Annotated in this window: 16 protein-coding genes; all 16 read right to left on the reverse strand. The window is 50.3% G+C overall.

Features of this window, described 5'->3' with window-relative positions:
- Positions 1-16: 16 nt before the first annotated feature.
- Positions 17-757 (reverse strand): ABC transporter ATP-binding protein, encoded by a 741-nt coding sequence (locus tag H7A81_RS06775; RefSeq protein WP_166932064.1) that lies wholly within the window; start codon positions 755-757, stop codon positions 17-19.
- Entirely contained in the window at positions 757-1,524 is a 768-nt protein-coding gene (locus H7A81_RS06780) for an ABC transporter permease (protein WP_166932062.1), read from the reverse strand. The genes H7A81_RS06775 and H7A81_RS06780 overlap by 1 nt, the downstream gene beginning before the upstream one ends.
- Positions 1,525-1,934: 410 nt before the next feature.
- Positions 1,935-2,948, reverse strand: a complete 1,014-nt coding sequence (galE, locus tag H7A81_RS06785) for a UDP-glucose 4-epimerase GalE (protein ID WP_166932060.1) — start codon at positions 2,946-2,948, stop codon at positions 1,935-1,937.
- A gap of 44 nt (positions 2,949-2,992) precedes the next feature.
- Positions 2,993-3,886, reverse strand: coding sequence for a UTP--glucose-1-phosphate uridylyltransferase GalF (gene galF / locus H7A81_RS06790; protein ID WP_097116653.1), 894 nt, complete (start codon positions 3,884-3,886; stop codon positions 2,993-2,995).
- Positions 3,887-4,342: 456 nt separating this feature from the next.
- Entirely contained in the window at positions 4,343-5,683 is a 1,341-nt protein-coding gene (locus tag H7A81_RS06795; RefSeq protein ID WP_034824777.1) for an MOP flippase family protein, read from the reverse strand.
- Positions 5,680-6,903 carry a glycosyltransferase gene (locus H7A81_RS06800; RefSeq protein ID WP_182057060.1) on the reverse strand — a complete coding sequence of 408 codons (1,224 nt, stop codon included), beginning with the start codon at positions 6,901-6,903 and terminating at the stop codon, positions 5,680-5,682. The genes H7A81_RS06795 and H7A81_RS06800 overlap by 4 nt, the downstream gene beginning before the upstream one ends.
- A 3-nt stretch (positions 6,904-6,906) precedes the next feature.
- The gene (gene wcaK / locus H7A81_RS06805; protein WP_182057061.1) at positions 6,907-8,169 is read right to left on the reverse strand and encodes a colanic acid biosynthesis pyruvyl transferase WcaK; all 1,263 of its coding nucleotides are present in this window, start codon (positions 8,167-8,169) and stop codon (positions 6,907-6,909) included.
- 197 nt (positions 8,170-8,366) lie between these two features.
- A complete protein-coding gene (locus H7A81_RS06810) occupies positions 8,367-10,577 on the reverse strand; it encodes a phage tailspike protein (RefSeq protein WP_034825254.1) in 2,211 nt (736 codons plus the stop codon).
- Between the two features lie 179 nt (positions 10,578-10,756).
- The gene (locus H7A81_RS06815) at positions 10,757-11,791 is read right to left on the reverse strand and encodes a glycosyltransferase (RefSeq protein WP_182057062.1); all 1,035 of its coding nucleotides are present in this window, start codon (positions 11,789-11,791) and stop codon (positions 10,757-10,759) included.
- 85 nt (positions 11,792-11,876) lie between these two features.
- A complete protein-coding gene (locus H7A81_RS06820; RefSeq protein ID WP_034825256.1) occupies positions 11,877-12,629 on the reverse strand; it encodes a glycosyltransferase family 2 protein in 753 nt (250 codons plus the stop codon).
- Positions 12,630-12,701: 72 nt separating this feature from the next.
- Positions 12,702-13,619 carry a glycosyltransferase family 2 protein gene (locus tag H7A81_RS06825; protein ID WP_182057063.1) on the reverse strand — a complete coding sequence of 306 codons (918 nt, stop codon included), beginning with the start codon at positions 13,617-13,619 and terminating at the stop codon, positions 12,702-12,704.
- Between the two features lie 69 nt (positions 13,620-13,688).
- Positions 13,689-14,777: an acyltransferase gene (locus H7A81_RS06830; RefSeq protein WP_236699772.1), complete on the reverse strand. Its 1,089-nt coding sequence runs from the start codon at positions 14,775-14,777 to the stop codon at positions 13,689-13,691.
- A 126-nt stretch (positions 14,778-14,903) separates the two neighbouring features.
- Complete coding sequence (locus H7A81_RS06835) at positions 14,904-15,635, reverse strand: SGNH/GDSL hydrolase family protein (RefSeq protein WP_058961393.1); 732 nt, start codon at positions 15,633-15,635, stop codon at positions 14,904-14,906.
- Positions 15,636-15,647: 12 nt separating this feature from the next.
- On the reverse strand, positions 15,648-16,784 hold the full coding sequence (locus tag H7A81_RS06840; RefSeq protein ID WP_182057065.1) for an EpsG family protein: 1,137 nt from the start codon (positions 16,782-16,784) through the stop codon (positions 15,648-15,650).
- 62 nt (positions 16,785-16,846) lie between these two features.
- Complete coding sequence (gene wzc, locus H7A81_RS06845) at positions 16,847-19,018, reverse strand: tyrosine-protein kinase Wzc (protein ID WP_034824794.1); 2,172 nt, start codon at positions 19,016-19,018, stop codon at positions 16,847-16,849.
- 12 nt (positions 19,019-19,030) lie between these two features.
- Positions 19,031-19,378, reverse strand: a 348-nt coding sequence (locus tag H7A81_RS06850; RefSeq protein WP_182057066.1) for a protein tyrosine phosphatase, incomplete at its 5' end; no start/stop codon positions are given.

Consider the following 19,378-nt stretch of genomic DNA (forward strand, 5'->3'; position numbering starts at 1 on the left):
TGTTCCTTACAAGGTTTTACTGCATAAATTCTTTATAATCAGCAATAACAACCTTGCTGTCACCAATTCTTCTAACTTTATGATTTTCTATCCAAATCACTTTGTTACATACTTTTTCAATATCACTCATACTATGGCTTACAAAAAGAATTGTTACACCTTTGCTTTTAAATTCGTTGATTGTATTAATGCACTTTCGCTGAAAGCTGATATCGCCAACAGCAAGAACTTCATCAATAATTAGGATGTCCGGGTCAACTTGAGTTATAACTGAAAATCCTAATTTTGCAAGCATTCCACTAGAATAGACCCTTATTGGCTCATCTATAAAATCACCCAATTCTGAAAATTCGATAATCTTATCAATTCTCTTATTTAATTCTTTTCTGCGCAATCCTAGCAAAGTCGCGTTTAATCGAATGTTCTCACGTCCAGTCAATTCAGGATGAAATCCTCCACCAAGTTCCAGCATAGATGCCACTCTGCCATGAACCTCAACAGAACCACTCGTTGGTTTAATAACACCAGCAACAAGCGATAAAGATGTACTCTTCCCTGCGCCATTACGACCTATTAATGCTACTGACTCACCTTTTTCTACCTGAAAAGATATATCTTCGATGGCTAAATACGAACGACCAGATAACATTGTCAATGCGCGCTTTGGATTAAAGATTAACTCTTTAATCCCAGACCCAATGTGATGGTATAATGGATAGCGTTTAGTTACGTTTTTAAATTCAATTGCTACTGTCATTACAAAATCTCAGCAAAACGGAATTTCAATTTATTGAACACCCAAACACCAAGCACCATCATTATGATTGCAGATAGATAAATATGCGAAAGTGTGATGTAGTTGATAGTACCGTGCATAAATAAATCACGCCAAGAAACAATCATTAGTGATAATGGGTTGGTGCCGATTATCCACCTATAAGCTTCAGGTATTAAATCAACAGAGTATAGGATGGGTGTACAATAAAACATTAACATTATACCTAAACTAACAAATCTTTCTAAATCTCTAAAAAATAGATTTAACGTTGACAACATCAGTGCTAAGCCATATGTCAACATCATTTGGCCAAATCCAATCAATGGAATTCCCCAAAGCCAAGAGATCGAAGGGCTCATATCGTATATGTAGAGGAAAACAATAATTACCGGGATTGTGCATAAAAAATGAAGGAATTCCATTAAAACATTACTCAATGGAATAACAGATCTTGGAAAGACTGTCTTTTTAATGATTTGAGCGTTAGCAATAAATGAGAAAAGAGAATTATTTGCTGAACTTGCAAACCATTGCCATGGAAATAATCCAGTAATAAGAAAAACTGTATAATTAGGTATTTGAACTCTCATTACCAATTTAAAGATAAAATAATAAATCATTGCAAAAAGCAAAGGATTCGCGATTGACCACAAGTAACCAAGAAAACTACTTTTATAACGAACCTTTAACTCTTTTTCGGTAATAACTGTTATAAGATCAATGAGATAGCCAAAGTTATACTTCATATATGTTGCTCAAATATGCCCTATTGATAAGCGCTTCGCTTAATTCTACAAACCTTCTGCTCAATTTCTTAGCAAATGGAGAATGCTACCGCCCCTGGCTTACAGCTACCAGAGGACTTTAGGTGTAAATCTAACCACTTTGTATTTAAATTCTTTCACCCTACGATATTAATCTAACATGCATAGTGTAATGCTACTTGAGCATAGGATTGAAGCTAGTGAGTGTTAATTTAGCAACTATAAAATTATCGCTACTCTAATGCTTCAAAATTAACCAACACAAATCCTAACATTTTCATGTTCTTTACGAAAGTCACAGCTAATCAACGATGCGTAAAGATTAGACAATTCCGACAAAAGCAAAAAGCCTGTCTATGACAGGCTTTTGGCGTATCTCAAAACATTATGGATTACTTAAACCCTTCCGGGTTCTTACTCTGCCAGTTCCACGTATCACGCATCATCGCGTCAATCCCACGCGTCACACGCCAGTCCAGCTCGGTATTCGCCAGACTTGCATCTGCCCAGAACGCCGGCAGATCGCCATCACGACGCGGCTTAAACTCAAACGGAATCGCCTTACCAGAAGCCTTCTCGAACGCTTTAATCATTTCCAGCACCGAGAACCCTACCCCGCCGCCAAGATTATACGCCTTGTAACCGGTGACTTTCGGCAGATGATCCAGCGCCTTCAGGTGGCCTTCGGCCAAATCCACCACGTGGATATAGTCGCGCTGTGCGGTGCCGTCTGGCGTGTCGTAGTCATCACCAAACACGCCCAGCTTCTCCAGGCGACCAATCGCCACCTGCGCGATATATGGCAGCAGGTTGTTAGGGATGCCGGTTGGGTCTTCACCAATCTCGCCAGACTCATGCGCGCCAACCGGGTTAAAGTAGCGCAGCGCGATGGCTTTGAAATTCGGGTCTGCTTTGGCGAAGTCGCGCATCACGAATTCGATCATCAACTTAGAGGTGCCGTACGGGCTGGTGGTACCACCGATTGGCGTGGTTTCCACATAAGGAACCGGTGCATCGGCGCCATATACCGTCGCTGAAGAGCTGAAAATGAAATTCCACACGCCAGCGGCGCGCATCTCTTCCAGCAACACCACAGTACCTGCCACGTTATTCTCGTAGTATTCCAGTGGCATACGCGTGGATTCGCCCACGGCTTTCAACGCTGCGAAGTGAATCACAGCAGAGATGTCGTTGGCGGCAAACAAGTCACGCAGGCACGCGCGATCGCGGATGTCGCCTTCAACGAACACTGCTTTCTTGCCTGACAGCTTCTCCACGCGATTGACGGCTTCGCGCGAAGCATTGCAAAGGTTATCCAGGACCACAACGTCGTCGCCGCGCTCTAACAGCGCCAGCACCGTATGGGAGCCGATGTACCCTGCTCCGCCCGTTACCAAAATAGCCATGTGTACTCCTTTAAACCGCGCAAGCGGCGCGGCATGAGAATGGATTATTTCGCCAGAATTTTCTGGATAGCTTCGCGGAAATCACGACCCTGTGCGTTGTTACGCAGACCGTAAGAAACGAATGCCTGCATGTAGCCCATTTTTTTACCACAGTCGAAGCTGGTACCGGTCAGCAATTGTGCATCAACCGGTTTCTTCTTGCTGAGTGACGCGATGGCATCGGTCAGCTGGATACGGCCCCATGCACCCGGCTCAGTTTTTTCCAGCTCTTGCCAGATGTCCGCAGACAGCACATAACGACCGACCGCAGTCAGGTCTGAGTCCAGCTGGCCCGCTTCTGGTTTTTCAACAATGTTGGTGATGGTGCTGATGTCGCCTGGGTTATCGATCGGCTGCTCGGTGGTCAGAACACCGTATTCGGTCAGGTCTTCGCCTGGCATGTGTTTCGCCAGTACCTGTGAGTGACCGGTTTCTTCGAAGCGCGCGACCATGGCGGCGAGGTTATAGCGCAGGTGGTCAGCCGTAGAGTCATCCAGCAGCACGTCTGGCAGCACGACGACAAATGGGTTATCACCGATCATTGGACGTGCACACAACACTGAGTGGCCAAGGCCTAACGGGTTCGCCTGACGCACATTCATGATAGTCACGCCAGGAGGGCAAATTGATTGCACTTCGCTCAGCAACTGGCGTTTTACGCGCGCTTCAAGTAACGCTTCCAGCTCATAAGTGGTGTCGAAGTGGTTTTCCACTGCATTTTTGGAAGCATGGGTGACCAGCACAATCTCCTTGATGCCCGCCGCTACGCACTCGTCAACGATGTATTGAATCATCGGTTTGTCGACGATAGGCAGCATCTCTTTCGGGATGGCTTTCGTTGCAGGGAGCATATGCATACCGAGACCCGCAACCGGGATTACTGCTTTAAGCTTGGTCATATTTATTCCATTTCATGAAGTGAATACGTGGGGTCGATTATGCAGGATCGGCCGGTGCAGCAAGTATAATCTTTATCTGAAAATCCGGCACTAACTCTCTGTCACAACATCAAAAATCGCCAAAATGGCGGGCTACCGCTTCGCCTGACACACTGAAAATGAACCGGCTAAACTGCTGAAAAACAGTGAAGGATTCACGATAAAAGCCAGGATGATAAGACCATTGATTTGCAGAATTGATGCAGAGGATTTTGCCCAGGATGCTCGGGTTTGATGACGGCTAATGATGCTTCGCAACGCATAATAGCCAGCAATATCGTCGCGACAGGATTTATCGCACATGCAGACAGTATCACTGCCGCCATAAATGCATCGCTACAGGATCTGAGCGGGTCGTCAGCATAAAGCCCCGCCCGCTCAGATCGCGCCATTGACACAACGTCGTTAGCGCAACGCTTACAGCCAACCCTCAAACCACTCCGGCATCACGAACAGATTGAAGTGATTCACCAGCATCATCAGGCCGACAAACACCACCGACACCGAAACCCACTGGCGGGCATACGGCATAAAGCGGATACCAATCACCGGCTTGATAAAGAACGGATGGGCGAAGGCAGAAATTAGCACCTGCGAGATGGAGAGCGTCAACGCCACATACAGCACGTTCGGCCAGATGTAGGTTGTCGCCAGTACCACAACCACCACCAGACTCGCCACGATATTCCAGTAAAACTCGACGTTAGTCTTGCCGTTCGCCTGGGAAATCGCGCCGGTTAAGCCACCCATCGGACGCAGCATGCCGAACAGCAGCATCAGCGGAATCAGATGGTAAACCTGCTCATGCGATGCGCCATACAGCACGCGTACGATGACCGGAGAGAGAATGCCAATCGCCAGATACATCGCGCTGCTGAACAACATGATGACAAAGGTGCCTTTCAGGAACAGATTTTTCAGCTGCTCCGGATCGTGCTGCTTCTCGGCGAAACGCGGCAGTGCCAGACGGTTGATCACCGGCGAAACCAGTTTCAGCGGCTGCAGAATCAGCTCTTTTGCCAGCGAGTAGATCCCCAGCATCTCGGCGCCCATCACTTTACCGACAATCAGTGCATCCGCTTGGGTACGCAACTGATTGATGGTCTGCGAACCGAGCTGATAGATGCCGTAACGCACCGCGCTGATGAAGGTTGCCCCTTCAAACTCCCACGTTGGACGCCACGACTTCTCACCGAAGTAGATCATGCACAGGATGCGGGTAAAGGCATTGATGAACAGCCCAAGGATCGCCGCCGCCACCGTCAGTGAAGTGAAGTACAGCATCGCCACGGTACAGAGAAACGCGAACAGCTTGGTCGCCATCTCAATCTTCGCCAGCGTCACCATGCGTTTGGACTTCACATAGTGCGCCTGATACTGCGACAGATGTCCCAGCACGAGGAAGTTGAGGCTGGTGAGCATGATCAGCCCGGTCAATTCAGGCAGGTGATAGAACCACGCCACCGGGAAGGCAATTGCCAGCATAATCAAGCCGGTACACAAGCTGAGTGAAACGTTGACCCAATAAATCGTACTCTGCTGGCGGCGGTTGATGTCCTGGCGATGCACGATGTAGCTGCTCATCCCCATATCCTGCAACACCGTCGCCACTGCCAGAATGGCATTGATGATCGCTAATAAACCTAACTCATGTGCTTCCAGCTTACGCGCCAGAACGCTGAGCTGTAACACCTGCAGCAATGCCGCGAAGCAGGTACTGCCAAACAGCCAGACGGCCTGTTTTTTTAATCCGCTCACACCATGCGCTCCAGAATTTTAGCCAGCTCGCCATAAGCGATGTGCTGATTGAACTCGGTTTCCACTTTGTGTCGCGCAGCAGCCACGACCGGCGCGACATCGACATCACCGCGTGACAGACGCAGCAGCGTGTCAGCCAACTCTTCGGCATCGTTTTCGGAGACCAGCCAGCCGCTGACGTTGTTCTGAATCAGCTCCGGGATGCCGCTGTGATAGGTCGAAACCACCGGCAGCCCCACCGCCATCGCTTCCATCAACGCCACCGGAATGCCTTCCATGTCGCCATCGGCTGCGGTTTTCGACGGTAGCAGGAAGATATCAGCATCATTCAACGCCTGACGAATCTCTTCCTGCGGCTTGAAACCTGGCATAGTGACAAAGGCTTCCAGTCCGGCACGCGCGATGTGTTCACGCATCATGCCGTCCTGCTCACCGTTGCCGATGATGGTGAACTCGAACTGCCCACCGTTGTTGCGCAGAATTTCGCTGGCTTTTACCGCCACGTCTAAGCCCTTTTTCTCGGTCAAACGCGCGACCGAAACAATTCGCAGCGGCTGATGAAACGCCTCACGCGGCCTGAAGTTAAACTTCTCAGGCTCGATGCCCATGCGCGTCACGTGCACCTTCTCGCGTGGACAACCCATCTCAATCAGCTTGTTCTCCCACAAATGGCTGATGGGTAACATCAACTCGCTCTGTTTGAACAGGTTGACGTAATCGAGCTTGTGCTCTTCGAGAATGTGACGGCGTGAAATATCCGCGCCGTGGAACACCGTCGCCTGCTTGCCTTTCAGCACGCCGAGCTCACGCAGTTTATTGGCCAGCGCACCGGCATAACCAAAGTGCACCAGAAACACATCCGCGGTGAAGGTTTGCTTCGCGTTAGCAACAATCGCGGGCAGCAGCAGCTTTTTCGCCTGCTGGCCGTAGCGGCCGACGTTGAGTGATTTGATTAACGCCGGCTTCGCGATTTTCGGCAGCATCAAACCAATGCGCTGCGTCAGCTTATCGAGATTCGAAACTTTCTCTTCCGGCAGTAAATAGTGAGTTTTCGCCGACAGATTGTAATCATCGAACGCGGCGTGGCGATTGATCATATCGCCCGGAAACACGGAGATAATCTCCACGTCATAGCCTGCATCGATGAAATGCGTTACCTGATTGAGGACAAACGTCTCAGAGGCAACCGGAAAACGCATGGTGAAAAAGGTCAGCTTCATCACTTACCCCAGCACGTTGAGAATTTCTGCCGTAATGCGGTTACCAATTTCACGCTCCTGCGCCACCGCGGTATCCACTTTGCGCTTCACATTGTCGTAATCGACCAGCACGGTTTGTACTTTGTCGATCAGCGAGCCATCCATCAGGCTTTGCACGTCGGTGGCCATTTGCGGCAGTCCAAGCTGCTTCATCACACCGAGCGATTTGTGCTCATAGTTGATGGCCACGGCTGGGGTACCGAAGTTCATGGAAATGATGGCGGAGTGCAGGCGGGTGCCAATAGTCAGGTGACAATGGCTTAGCAGGATGCCGAGTTCGAGGTCGTTGAACTCGTCCATGATGACATGGTAATGCTCGGGATTTTCGACGTGGTCGCGCAGCGTCAGCGCCACCATCCGGTCATCTTTGGCGTAGCTGTCGATGCCGGTACAGGTAGAGAAAGCCACCACCTGATAGCCTTCAGCAATCATCGCATTGATGACTTTCCCAAAGGCCGCTTCGTACTCTTTCTGCGTCACGCCGAGACGTTTATCGAACGGTGCCAGTTCACGCACGGTGATGGCGATGGTTTTACGCGCGCTGATGATGTTTTTCCAGTGCAGCAGGTTGTGGCTCGGATTCTCCACATCGCGTGCTTTCACCAGGAAGGCGGTATCGACGCCCTTCTTCACGCGGCTGGTGGTGACGCCGTCTTGTTTCAGGCGATCGAAGCTGACCTCTTCACGCAGCACCAGGCTATCGACGCGATCAAACACGAAATTGGCCAGCGCATTCACGCGTGGGTTCTCAAAGGGTCCCACGGAGTGACCGACCATGTGCAGCGGCTTTTTCGCCATCAATGCACAGAGCGCGTGGTCAAACTGCGTCACACCATAAAGATCGACGAAGAACGAACCGCCCACCTGAATGATGGCGTCATACTGTTCCAGACTTTTGGTGAACTGCGCCAGATGGGGCGGCACAGAGAACGATTTGTACAGGCCACCCTTGCCCAGATGCGCCATCATGATTTCGGGCATCAGGCGGTTGGCCACTTTACGTTTAACGCTGCCCACCAGCCCTTTCGCTGATTTGCTGTTATGCAGAAACAAGGAATCCTGCTGGATATCCTGTTGCAATAAGTACCCGGAGCTTGTTGGATAACGACTGATCACATCAATATCGAGGTCGCCACGCGCAGACTGCAAAGAGTCGATCAGTCCACGTAAAATCGCGCCATCCCCACGATTTCCACAGGTATGGTTTCCCACCAATAAAATCTTCATAAACACTCCAGAAAAATTTTTTTAATTTTTTACAAGCCACGTCATTTCCTGCACGGGCAAAGTGAACTCTGTGTTAAAAAACTGCAATGGGAACAATGCCCAAAATAGAAAATCTGTCTTCAAACGGGCGACCTGCAGGCCGCTCCCAACCTTTCCCGGAGAGGGCGCAAACGGCTGCGTCCTCTCCGGTTAGTGCATTACGACTTCACCGCAAAATAGGGTAACGCCACCTGTTCGCCGTTAATCACCACCGAGACAAATCCTTTCGGCTCGCGCGTATCTACCTGCTCCGGTTTCAGCGCGCGCGAGGCCAGCAGCAGATCGCCCTGCTCGTTACCGCCTATACCCGCTTTACCGTTGTGCAGACTGAAGCGCTGCGGTGCTTGCTGGCTGCCGCTGGCAGGACTGCCCTGCGCCATGGTGGCATCCACACGCGCACAGCGTCCGGTGAGGAAGCGGTCCTTGGCGGTGCTTTTAATCAAAATAGCGGTGGTGGGTGTCCAACCAGCCAGCTTGACGAACACTTTCGTGTCCGTCTCTGAGCGCGGTTCAAAGCGGACATCCACCACGGGTGAACTGCCTTCGGCAGACCAGCTGGCTTCCGCATTTTTGGTTTTGCGTTGCAGATGAATAACCGCACGACCGCCGGTGCCTTTACCATCAATGACGTTCATTAAGGGCTGATTAGCCGTGCCATTATTGAATTGCGATTGACCAAACACCTCTATCTCCCAACTGTCTCCCACCGTAGGTGAGTAGAAGTTGCCGAGTTCAAACCAGGTTTCCTGGTTGGTGTTATTCGCCAGGCGGAAGCGTGAAGTGATGTAGTTGTATTTCAGGCTGCCATCGATGGCGACACCGTAAGATTCCACGCGCGTGGACCCCATCTCCCAGATGTTGAGCCAACGCTCGCCTTCCATCGAGTTGTCGATCCAACTCCCCGCCTGCAGGTTGGTCTGGCGCATGTTCAATCGCGAGTTGTGCGCAATCAGCGGATTTTTACAGTCTTCAATGCTGAGCGCATCGATAATCCACTGCCCATTGGAAATGTCACCGGGAAACTCACTGTGCTCGATCCAGCCGTTATGAATGATCGACTGGCTGCAACGTGGCAGATTCAACACCTTACCGCCTTTACAGTGCTGGGCGTTGAAGTTGGAGAGTTCAATCGCCGTGCTGTGATCCCAGGCGCCAGCCTTTTGGCCCGACCAACTGGCTTTAATCACATCACCGGTACAGGCATTGGCGTACCACTGGTCGATTTTACAATCCAGCGTATCCAGTAAGCTCAACGACACCCCGCCAACCTGATTGAGTCGCAAGCAGGCACCACGGAAAAATTGCCCGCCGGGACACGTGTTGCGGAACAGCCCCTGCTTATTCGGTCGCTTGTCGTTTTGACCGTTGAAAATCAGATTCGAGATTTCAGTCCAACGCGCGTTCACCTGGAACAGGAATTCAGAGCGACCGTCTGAAGTCAGCGTGGTCGCCGGGAAATAGCCAAAATTGACCATCGCGCCGGAGATACGGAAGTAGCGTCGTTCTTCATTACCGAAATCGCACTCGGTGACGAAGAAATTGCCTGCCGGGAACTGCACACAGATCTGCTGATTGGCATCAATTGACCATTGATACATGGCTTTTATCGCCGGTGCGGCATCGGTTTTGGCATCGGCAATAGCGCCAAAATCGAACAGCGTCAGGCGGTTAAAATCTTCAACCACGCGACGCCAATAGAAGCCTTTACCACTGAAGATAACGCCGCCATCATCTTTGCCGTCACCAAAAGCGCCAACGAATTCCCCGCCGCCCACTTCTAAGCCTTCATGCCAGCTTTTCAGCTTGATTTTGGCACCCGCGAACAGCGGACGCGTTTTCCTTAACTCCTCAACCGACGGGATTTCGCCAATCAGCTGATAGCCATTCGGCTGCGCCAGACGCTGGCTAAAGTTACTCGGATTGGGTCGTGAAACATCTGCAATCGAAAACAGCGTATTCCCTTGATCGTCTTCCACCACCATGGAGTGAGCAGGATTGGCGATCAACGCTGCATTATCGTGGATGAATTGCGCGAAATTGCCCTTATTTAGCGCAATAGGCTGACTGATTTGTGACACTTTACCGCTGGCATCGCGCAGGAAGACCGGAATCTGATTGCCCGCTTTGCTGGCATCCTGACCGGCCTGCCCGATCCACAATTTGCCCTCAAAGTTCTGCCAGAACTGTGGTGGCATGGTGTAGACGTTTTCTGGCGTTAAAATCGGCACATCGCCCTGCGGTACGCTAGACGGATCGACAGCCTTCAAAGCCGGTTGACCACTTTTTGCCGCATAGCTGGAAAATGCGCTCACTGAGAGCGCGGCAACAATGGAGGAGGCTGCAGTTTGCAAGACTTCTCTTCTTTTCATGCTTTCAATCCCGTGGTCATGGGGCTGCGTAACAGCCATAAATGTGATCCCGGAGGCATTTAGCCGTCATACTTCACGCCACAAGGGCGTTGGCTGCCTGCCTTCGCCCCTGTCACTTACTCAAGTAAGCTCACGGGGACTCAAGCATTTGCCGCCTTCCTGCGGCATGAATTATTTGGCTAAACCAGGGCTAGCCAGCTTTGTTTGATCTGGTTACCGTCAAACTTCAGCGCAGTTTCTTTGGTTTTTTCGCTCATGGCATAGAACAGGCTATCGTCACTCGCCAGCTGTTCCATCCGCGCCAGAAACGTCGATTTGTCATTCATCGGCACCAGGAAACCATCTTCCCCGTGGTTGATGATTTCCTGCGGGCCGGTTGGGCAGTCATAAGCCACCACCGGCAATGACCAGGATTTCGCTTCGAGCAAGACCAGTGGCAAGCCCTCATAACGCGAGGTCATCAGCGCCATGTCGCTGTCACGGTAGTAATCGTTGATGTTGCTGACTTTGCCGACGAAGTTAACGCTATGGGTAATGCCCAACGCGGCAGCCTGATCGTGCAGTTGCTGACGCAGTTCGCCGTCACCGGCAATCACCAGCGTCCACTCAGGATGGGTTTTGCTGAAATCAGCCCAGATATCCAGCAGCAGGTCGAAGCCTTTTTGATTGTCCAGACGCCCCACCGCCAGCGCCTGACGGCTGCGGCTTTGGCGCTGAAAGGCCTTGTACACCACCGGATTGGGGATCTGCTTGCTGGCGATATTCCAGCGGCTGAACACCTGATGATCTTTGTCCGTCAGCACGATGACCTGGTCGTAATAGCGCAGCAGCATCCACTTCAGCGCTTTGATCGGCTTGCTGAAGGAGTTAATCGCGATGTGTTCACAGGCGTAGGCTTTAAAGCGTTTTTTCTTCATCGCCATCAGGTTCCAGAAGGCGAACATTACGCTCAGGCGACCCATGCTGATCAGAAATACGCTGTCGAAGCCTTGCTGATGAATGCTTGCCACAGCGCTTTTAATCGGGTTGCTGTGCCCTTCAAAACTGACGATCTCTTTCACGCGATCGAACGGATAAAAGGTTTTGCCGTGTCCTTCCAGCGAATAAATGGTGACGGCGTGCTGCTCTCCGAGGCACTCCGACATGAAATTACAGATGTTTTCTGTGCCCGCGTAGGAGTAGGCATCCTTAATCACTAAAACGATCTTTTTCATAAAACGCTTTCCACCTCAAAATGTGAACTTAAGACCCAACGCCTTCGTGCTGCTCACGTCGTAACAACACGAGGGATGCCGGGTCTTAACGATGCTTCAGGGTGAAGAGAACGCCGTTCACCATATACCAGCCGTAATAGTAATAGATTTTTAACGGATTGTTTTTATAGATAATTCTTAATAATTCGAGGTGCCATTTCGCCGCTTTATTCTTGTTGCGCGAGAGGGAATCGCCCAGCTCGTAATAGTTGACCAGCGTCTTCTGGATCACCCGAGCTTGCTTGTAGCGGAGGAACAGTTCGTAGAGGAACAGGAAATCTTCATGTCCTTTACGCTGGAAGAAGATGCCCTGAGGGGGACGGCGGAAACACACGGAAGAGAAGCAGACGCGATACTGCTTCTTCACGAAGTTTTCCTGCTGCAGATAGGGTTTGCTGTAGAGAATATCGTGGTCGGCGGTTTTGGTTTTGTAGTGATAATGCGTGATGACAAAATCATCACCCGCCGCGATCGCCGCAGTCTGTTCGGCGAGTTTATCGGCGTGCCATTCATCGTCACTGTCGAGAAACGCGATAATCTCTTGTTGCGCGGCACGCAGACCCACGTTCCGTGTTTCCGCCGCACCGAGGTTGACTTCATTGTTAAGAATGGTGATGCGCGCATCAGTGCAGTGTTCGCGTACATAGGCCAGCGAATCATCGGTGGACTGATCATTTATTAAATAAAGATGCCAGTCGCTATAGGTCTGATTGACGATCGACTCTACCGCACGTAATACCGTTTTACGCGCGTTATACATCGGCATCACGATACCGACGGTGCCAACATGATTTGTCATTTGCATACCCGGAGTGTCAGGAACCAAAAAATTGCTCCCGGTGCGGGAGCAAGTGAAATTTTTATAAGTGAATCAGGAGACGGCTCGCCCGCCAGAGAAGCGAGACTTCACCTTATCGAACAGTCGATTCAGGAAATAAGCCCGGTTATCACGATTGGTCAGGAAGAAGTAGCGCGCGAAACTGAGGCTCGCCTGCAGTGATTTACCATCCATCTTGTAGCGCAGCGGCAGCTTGAACGCCTTATAGGTATGGACGTCACGTGCCGTGAGGTGCGGCTTCATGGTGTCCAGCCAGAAGAAGGAGTACTTCACCGACTCGCCTTTGTGTTTGGAACCAAATTTGGTCACCAGATGGTAGGTGGCGAGCGGCTTATCAATCATCACAAACTCATAGCCCATGCGGTCAGCACGGATGCAGAAATCATAATCCTGATGGCGAATATAACGCGCATCAAAACGGATTTTATCGGCATCTTCGCGCTTCAACACAATGGTGCTGGTTTGAATAAAGCCGTAACAGCCAAACAGATATTCAGCGATGGTTTCATTCTTGCCCGGTGCCTGCATCGGCATCACCTTGAGGAAACGGCCATCCTGATGAATGTTCACCTGGCTGAAAATCAGATAGTTCGACTTACCCTGTGCTTTAAGTCTGGTGATGGTTTCATAAACGGTGAGCAGCTTATCAACGGCCCACTCATCATCTGCATCGAGGAAGCTGATAAAATCGCCCTCAGCCAGTTCGATACCTTTGTTACGAGCGCCGGCACCGTTGAGTTTCACCTCAGACAGCTCAAGTTTGATGTCCAGATCCTGATAACGCTCACTGCGCACCACCTGTGCCAGCTCAGCGGCATCAGCCGATTTGTCATCCACGATGATGACTTCAAAATTGCGATAGGTTTGCGCTTTGACGCAATCCAGCGTCGTTACAATCGACTTCGACGCGTTATACGCGGGAATTACAATTGAGAAACGAATATCCTGCATTGCCAGTACCTCTAAAAACTTCTGGTTAACAGTAATACGAATATTAAGCGAAGGTAATCAGTCAAATTCTTAATTTTCGGCTGCTGCTTTGGTTGCTGCTTTAGACTTACCGCCACTGCTGCCGATAAACGGTTTTTCCACCCAAAGATAGGTCATTTTTGCGACATAAAACGCCGCAACAAAGAACAGTGTAGATAACAGCGTGAACATCCAGTAATTATGCGGATATAACGTCGGTGGGATTTGCTCAATACCGTACAGCACGACGCCATGAATCAAATAGAGGCTATAGCTCACTTCACCAATCGACATCAAGGTCTTATTTTCCAGCAGTCCCATCAGCGAATTACCGCTGCTGACAATAAAGAAGATCACCGTCAGGGATATCAGGAAGAAGACATAGAAGAAGGTATTCGAGGTGAAGAACAGAGAGAATGCTGCCAATCCAAGACTGAGGATTGCCGCACTGCGGGAATGGCGTAAACCAGCAAATCTATCGCGGAATTTATAAGCAAAATATCCCATCGCAAAGCCGAGTACCGGACGCGGATCGGTATAGGTTTTCCCATACAAGCGTAATGCGACGGCAATGATAAAAATAACGCCGATGGACGAGAGGATCAGCAGAGTTTTGTATTTCCCGCGCGTTAATCGATTGAGGAAATAAATCACGGGAATAGACAAATACAGCAACCATTCCAGACGCAGCGTCCACTCCACGCCGGAGTTCACCACCGCCGTAGACATCTCGCCAACGTTGTAGCTGCCAATGAACAATAGCCATAAAACAGCGTCTTTCAGCGCTTGCAACGGCGGCACCAGCGCACCTTGCAGCGCCCCAATGGTAAAGATAACGAAACCTGAGAACCAAAACATCGGGACGATACGTCGAACGCGTGAACGCCAGAGTTTTCCACTCAGCTGTGCAGGGGTGAGCGTATCGTTGTCCAGCCAGCGATAGAATAGGAAAGCCGAAATCATAAAGAACAGCAAGACGCCGAATTTACCCGAATTCACAAAAAAGTTGCCTTCAGAGAACCAGGCAAAATAGTTTTTATCATATATCCACGGTTGATCCAGCCCGTAGATATAATGAACAAAATGAGAAAAGGCGACAATACTGGCAAGAAAAGCACGCAGGCCAGAAATACTCTTCACGCCTTTATCATTATAAATCCCGCGATGATAAGAGCAGGCATGTAAAATGAACAATGCAAGGCAGAACGAAACCACCATAATCATGATGTACATATCAGGATCCCTTATAAAATCGACACAACAAGGTTAGGGGCTTTGCTGCGCAAGACTTTGCTGAACAAGTGGGCTAACAATACTAAAGGTACGATCCGCTTTAGCTTTATACAGTGACTCCAGCGGATGAATACAGTCGTCAGACATCTGTGACTGCCAATCACGATCTTCTTTAATCACGCTATACTGGTGAACCACGGCAACCTGCTGCTGCTTAGCCACCTGGTTAAGTTGCCAGACGTAAGGCCAAACATTCCAACGTTCCGCTTTGCCGCAAATGGGATTCGGCTCCTGCAAAATAACCTGTTTATGGTTCTGCTTCGCCACTTCAACCAGGCGCGTGATAATCCGCCCATACTCTTCAGGGCTTTCAAGGTGCACCTTCTTATCCTTGAAAAAATAGTGTCGGGCATCGTTAATGGCGTAGTTGATCAGAACGATTTTAGCCGGGGAGGTTTTCATTAAGTCCTCCCAATGGCTTTGATCATCGCCGCCATGCGGGTACAACAACTCAGCGGCCTGCGCACCGGGAACGCCGTGGTTTTTCACCACGATGTTGACCCGATCGCCATACTGCTGTTGCAGCATTTGCGTCAATTCACCGATTTCACTGGCTTTGGTGATGCTGCTTTTACGGTCTTTGCTGATGACACCCGCAGTAGTGGAATCACCAAATGCGTCAATCTGCAACGTGCTTAAACCCGGGGCCGCCAGCGCCGCAATCGGTGCCAGCGCGAGGGCTAAAACCATCAATTTTCTCGTCATGTTACCTCTCTGTTACCTAAAAATTTTGAACTCCTGCGCCACCTCGTAGCCGACAACGGCCTGTTTCTGCGAGATGGTGTTGTAGTAGAGGTAATAAACAAGAAAGAAACTGAACATCGCGAACATCGCCGGCTTGAGTAATTGCCGTGATTGATAGATCAACGAGGTCAGTAGAATAGGCTCAACTTGCAACAGGTAGTTGGAAAGCCTTGCCCCGGATGAATAGTTATAGAAGAAGATCCTGATTGCCCCGCCCAGCGCGAAGGTCACAATCATCAGATAGTTAAATCGCCACTGCTCAGCGTTGTTGCGTTTCAATTCATCGCTGAGCATGAAGTAGACAAACATACACACCAGCATGATGTTTTTAAGGTTAGAAACCGAGAAGATGCTGCCATCCGCGGTATTCGATGCTTCAGCACTGTAGCCTTCCGCCCTCTCCCCCATCGCGCCCATATGCGCACTGATCAAGCTGATAAAGTTTGTCCCGCCGAACTTCGACATCGGGATACTCAGAAAGATAATCAGCACCGGCCAATAGCGCCATTGACGGATAAACAAGAATGGCAAGACCGTAACCACCATAATTGCGGTATTGTGGCTGAAGAAAGAGAGCAGGAAAAAGCCGAACGCTCCCCAGTAACGCTTCAGATACAAACACCAGAGCACACCCAAAAACAGCGCAGAACTGAGACCAAAGCGAATCTGGTTCATGTCTTTGTTGATATAGATATGGGCGGAATAGAGTGCCAGCGCGAGGATCGGGTACGGTGACATTTTGCGGAAGAACACCGCATTAGTCACCACCGCCAGAATGCTGAATACAAATAAGAAGGTGTCAGCATTACTGGATATCAGACTGGTTAGCCAGGCGATGGCAAAAATCAGCGGCTCATAACGGAAAAGCTCGACGGTGGCGCTAAAGCCATTGATCTGCAGACTTTGAATGAAGCCGGTATAAAATGTCCGATACTGCAGGTCATCCATGCCGGTACCCAAACCGCGAATCCCGGCAAACACAATCAGGATAGCGGTGGCAATACACAGCAGGTAGAGCATCAGACCCGAAGTGCGCTCATCTTTTTTGACAATAAGCTCACTCAATGAAATCAGAAGCAACAATCCGGATATAACCCAATAGGGTGCCATGGTGTCATTCCTTACGCAAAAAGAGGCGGCAGATGCCGCCTCTAAGTCAATAACAGGGTGCGTTACACTTTCTGTTTATATTCGTAGTTGTAATAGTCGTAACCATAACCGTAGGAGTTCGCCGCTTTACGCACCACGGCGTTCAGGATGACACCCTTAATCTCAATACCGTTCTGCGCGAAGCGCTTGTAGCTGACATCCAACTCTTTAGTGGTGTTGGTTTCGAAACGCGCCACCATCAGCGACGTACCGGCCAACTTACCGATGATGGAAGCATCGGTCACCGCCAGAATCGGTGGGGTATCAATCAACACCAGGTCGTAGTTCTTGCTCGCCCAATCCAGTAACTCACTCATGCGACGATGCATCAGCAGTTCAGACGGGTTCGGTGGTACCTGACCGCGTGGCAGGAAGTCAAAACCGTACACGCCTTTCTGAATCATGGCCGGTGAGAACTCACTCTTGCCGGACAACACATTGGAGAGACCCATTTTGTTTTCCGAACCAAGCAGCTCATGGGTATAACCACGGCGCATATCACCATCGATGAACAGCACACGCTGGCCTGCTTTCGATACCAGGGTCGCCAGGTTGGCACAGATAAAGGTTTTACCAATACCCGGGCTGGCACCGGTAATCATCAGAATGTTGTTTTTGGCTTCCATCATCGCGAAGTGCAGGCTGGTACGCAGGCTGCGAATCGCTTCGATGGAGAGGTCGGTCGGATTACCCAACGCCAGCAGCGTATTATGTGGGTCACTCTTCTCTTTGTGACCACGACGCGCCAGGGCTTCGGTATCTTTCTTACGTTGCCACTCTGACAGCGGTACGCTGGCATAGACGTTCATGCCCAGCTCTTCCAGCTGCTCAGGATTCTCAATACCGTGATGGAACAGCGCTTTCAGCAGCACCAGACCCACAGAGAGAATCAGACCCAGAATAAAGCTGGCGGCAATAATCAACAGTTTCTTCGGTGCCACCGGGCTACCGGCGGTTTCCGCACGGTCTATGATGCGCACATCACCCACGGTACTGGCTTTACTGATTCCCAGCTCTTGCTGGCGATTCAGCAACTGCATGTAGATTTCCTGACCTGACTGCACATCACGTGTCAGACGCAGTATTTCCTGTTGGGTTTGCGGCATACCGGCAATTTTCTTGTTCAGTTTTGCCTGCTCGTCTTCCAGGGTTTTGCGTTTTTCCAGCAGCGCGCGGTAAGTCGGGTGATCTTTGGTGTAGAGCTGTGACACTTCAGCTTCTTTGAAGGTCAGTTCGTTCAACTGGCTCTGCACGCTAACGGATGAGTCGAGAGCCGATTTCGCTTCCAGCGACATATCCACCGATTCATTCTGGCGGCGATAGGCGTTGAGTTTGTTCTCCGCATCATCCAGACTGCTACGCACTTGTGGCAGCTGGTTGCGCAGGAACTCCAGGCTCTTCTCAGCCTGCTCAGATTTGCGGTCAACGTTCTGCAGCAGATAGTTATTCACGATCTGATTCAGTACCTGGCTGGCACGCACCGGATCTTCATCCTGATATTCCAGACCCAGCACACCGGTCGTTTTGCCTTTATCGGCGACGGTAAGTGCGTTTAACACCGCTCTGATGGCTTGCAAGTCAGTGAGTTTGGTGACGTTGAAACTGGTCCCTTCATCAGCCTGGATACCGCTGACCAGCATAGTGACTTCACCATGCTGCTCCAGCTGACCCACGCGGCCTTTGAACAGCTCATCACCCTCGCTGGTCACGGTATAAGTCTGTGGACCTGTCACTTCCAACTGCACCGTACGCTTATCGATAGTGCGCGGAATTTCCAGGCGAGAAATGGCGATTTCAGACGGCTTGTTGCCCATCAGGCGCGACAGACCTTTACCAATCACCGGGAAGTAGTTCTGCTCCACCACGGTATCCAGACCTAAGTCATTAACCGTTTTGCCCAACACCATACGGGATTCGAGAATTTGAATCTCAGTGTCAGAAGCGGGTGTCGTTGGAATCACATCCTGCAATTCATTCAGAACAGAAGCCGTGTTTTTCTGCTCTACCTGGACCATGGCATCGGCGCTGTAAATAGGCGTTGCAAACAGTGTGTAGAGCGTTCCTGCCAACATGAAGAAGGCGGTAACGGCCACGATGATCCAGCGATGATCAATTAGCTGTCCCACAAGATGCGCCAGATCCCATCCACTCGAATCTTCTTTTGGCGCGGTCATAACCTTGTTTTTAATATTCATGGGTATTCCCAACTATCGGCTTAGTACGTTGACCCATTTCTGGGTAGCGTTTTCCAGTAACCCGTAGACCTCTTCGAAGGCCTCGCGACTTTTTTTGTACGGATCCGCAATTTCCTGCTGATTGAGCCAGTGCCCAAGGAGCATGGTTTTTCCGCGTGCGGCTGGGTCGATGCGATTGACCTGCTCAACGTGGCGCTTCTCCATCACCAGAATCAGGTCATAGTCACGGCACATACTGGCCGTTAACTGCTGAGCATGATGGCCTTCCAGCGATACGCCGTGTAATGCGGCAACATCGCTGGCAGTCTGGTCCGCCGGGAACCCCTTCAGAGCGCCTAGCCCTGCAGAAGCCACCCGAGT

Origin of the sequence: Pantoea sp. ME81 (genome assembly GCF_903970985.1) — a bacterium.
Taxonomy (GTDB): domain Bacteria; phylum Pseudomonadota; class Gammaproteobacteria; order Enterobacterales; family Enterobacteriaceae; genus Pantoea; species Pantoea communis.

Coding starts and splice junctions, on each gene's coding strand:
- H7A81_RS06825 (WP_182057063.1), bottom strand. CDS start 13,619: ATGCAGGATATTCGTTTCTCAATTGTAATTCCCGCGTATAACGCGTCG.
- H7A81_RS06775 (WP_166932064.1), bottom strand. CDS start 757: ATGACAGTAGCAATTGAATTTAAAAACGTAACTAAACGCTATCCATTA.
- H7A81_RS06835 (WP_058961393.1), bottom strand. CDS start 15,635: ATGACGAGAAAATTGATGGTTTTAGCCCTCGCGCTGGCACCGATTGCG.
- wzc (WP_034824794.1), bottom strand. CDS start 19,018: ATGAATATTAAAAACAAGGTTATGACCGCGCCAAAAGAAGATTCGAGT.
- H7A81_RS06810 (WP_034825254.1), bottom strand. CDS start 10,577: ATGAAAAGAAGAGAAGTCTTGCAAACTGCAGCCTCCTCCATTGTTGCC.
- galE (WP_166932060.1), bottom strand. CDS start 2,948: ATGGCTATTTTGGTAACGGGCGGAGCAGGGTACATCGGCTCCCATACG.
- H7A81_RS06800 (WP_182057060.1), bottom strand. CDS start 6,903: ATGAAGCTGACCTTTTTCACCATGCGTTTTCCGGTTGCCTCTGAGACG.
- H7A81_RS06780 (WP_166932062.1), bottom strand. CDS start 1,524: ATGAAGTATAACTTTGGCTATCTCATTGATCTTATAACAGTTATTACC.
- H7A81_RS06840 (WP_182057065.1), bottom strand. CDS start 16,784: ATGGCACCCTATTGGGTTATATCCGGATTGTTGCTTCTGATTTCATTG.
- wcaK (WP_182057061.1), bottom strand. CDS start 8,169: ATGAAGATTTTATTGGTGGGAAACCATACCTGTGGAAATCGTGGGGAT.
- H7A81_RS06820 (WP_034825256.1), bottom strand. CDS start 12,629: ATGACAAATCATGTTGGCACCGTCGGTATCGTGATGCCGATGTATAAC.
- galF (WP_097116653.1), bottom strand. CDS start 3,886: ATGACCAAGCTTAAAGCAGTAATCCCGGTTGCGGGTCTCGGTATGCAT.
- H7A81_RS06815 (WP_182057062.1), bottom strand. CDS start 11,791: ATGAAAAAGATCGTTTTAGTGATTAAGGATGCCTACTCCTACGCGGGC.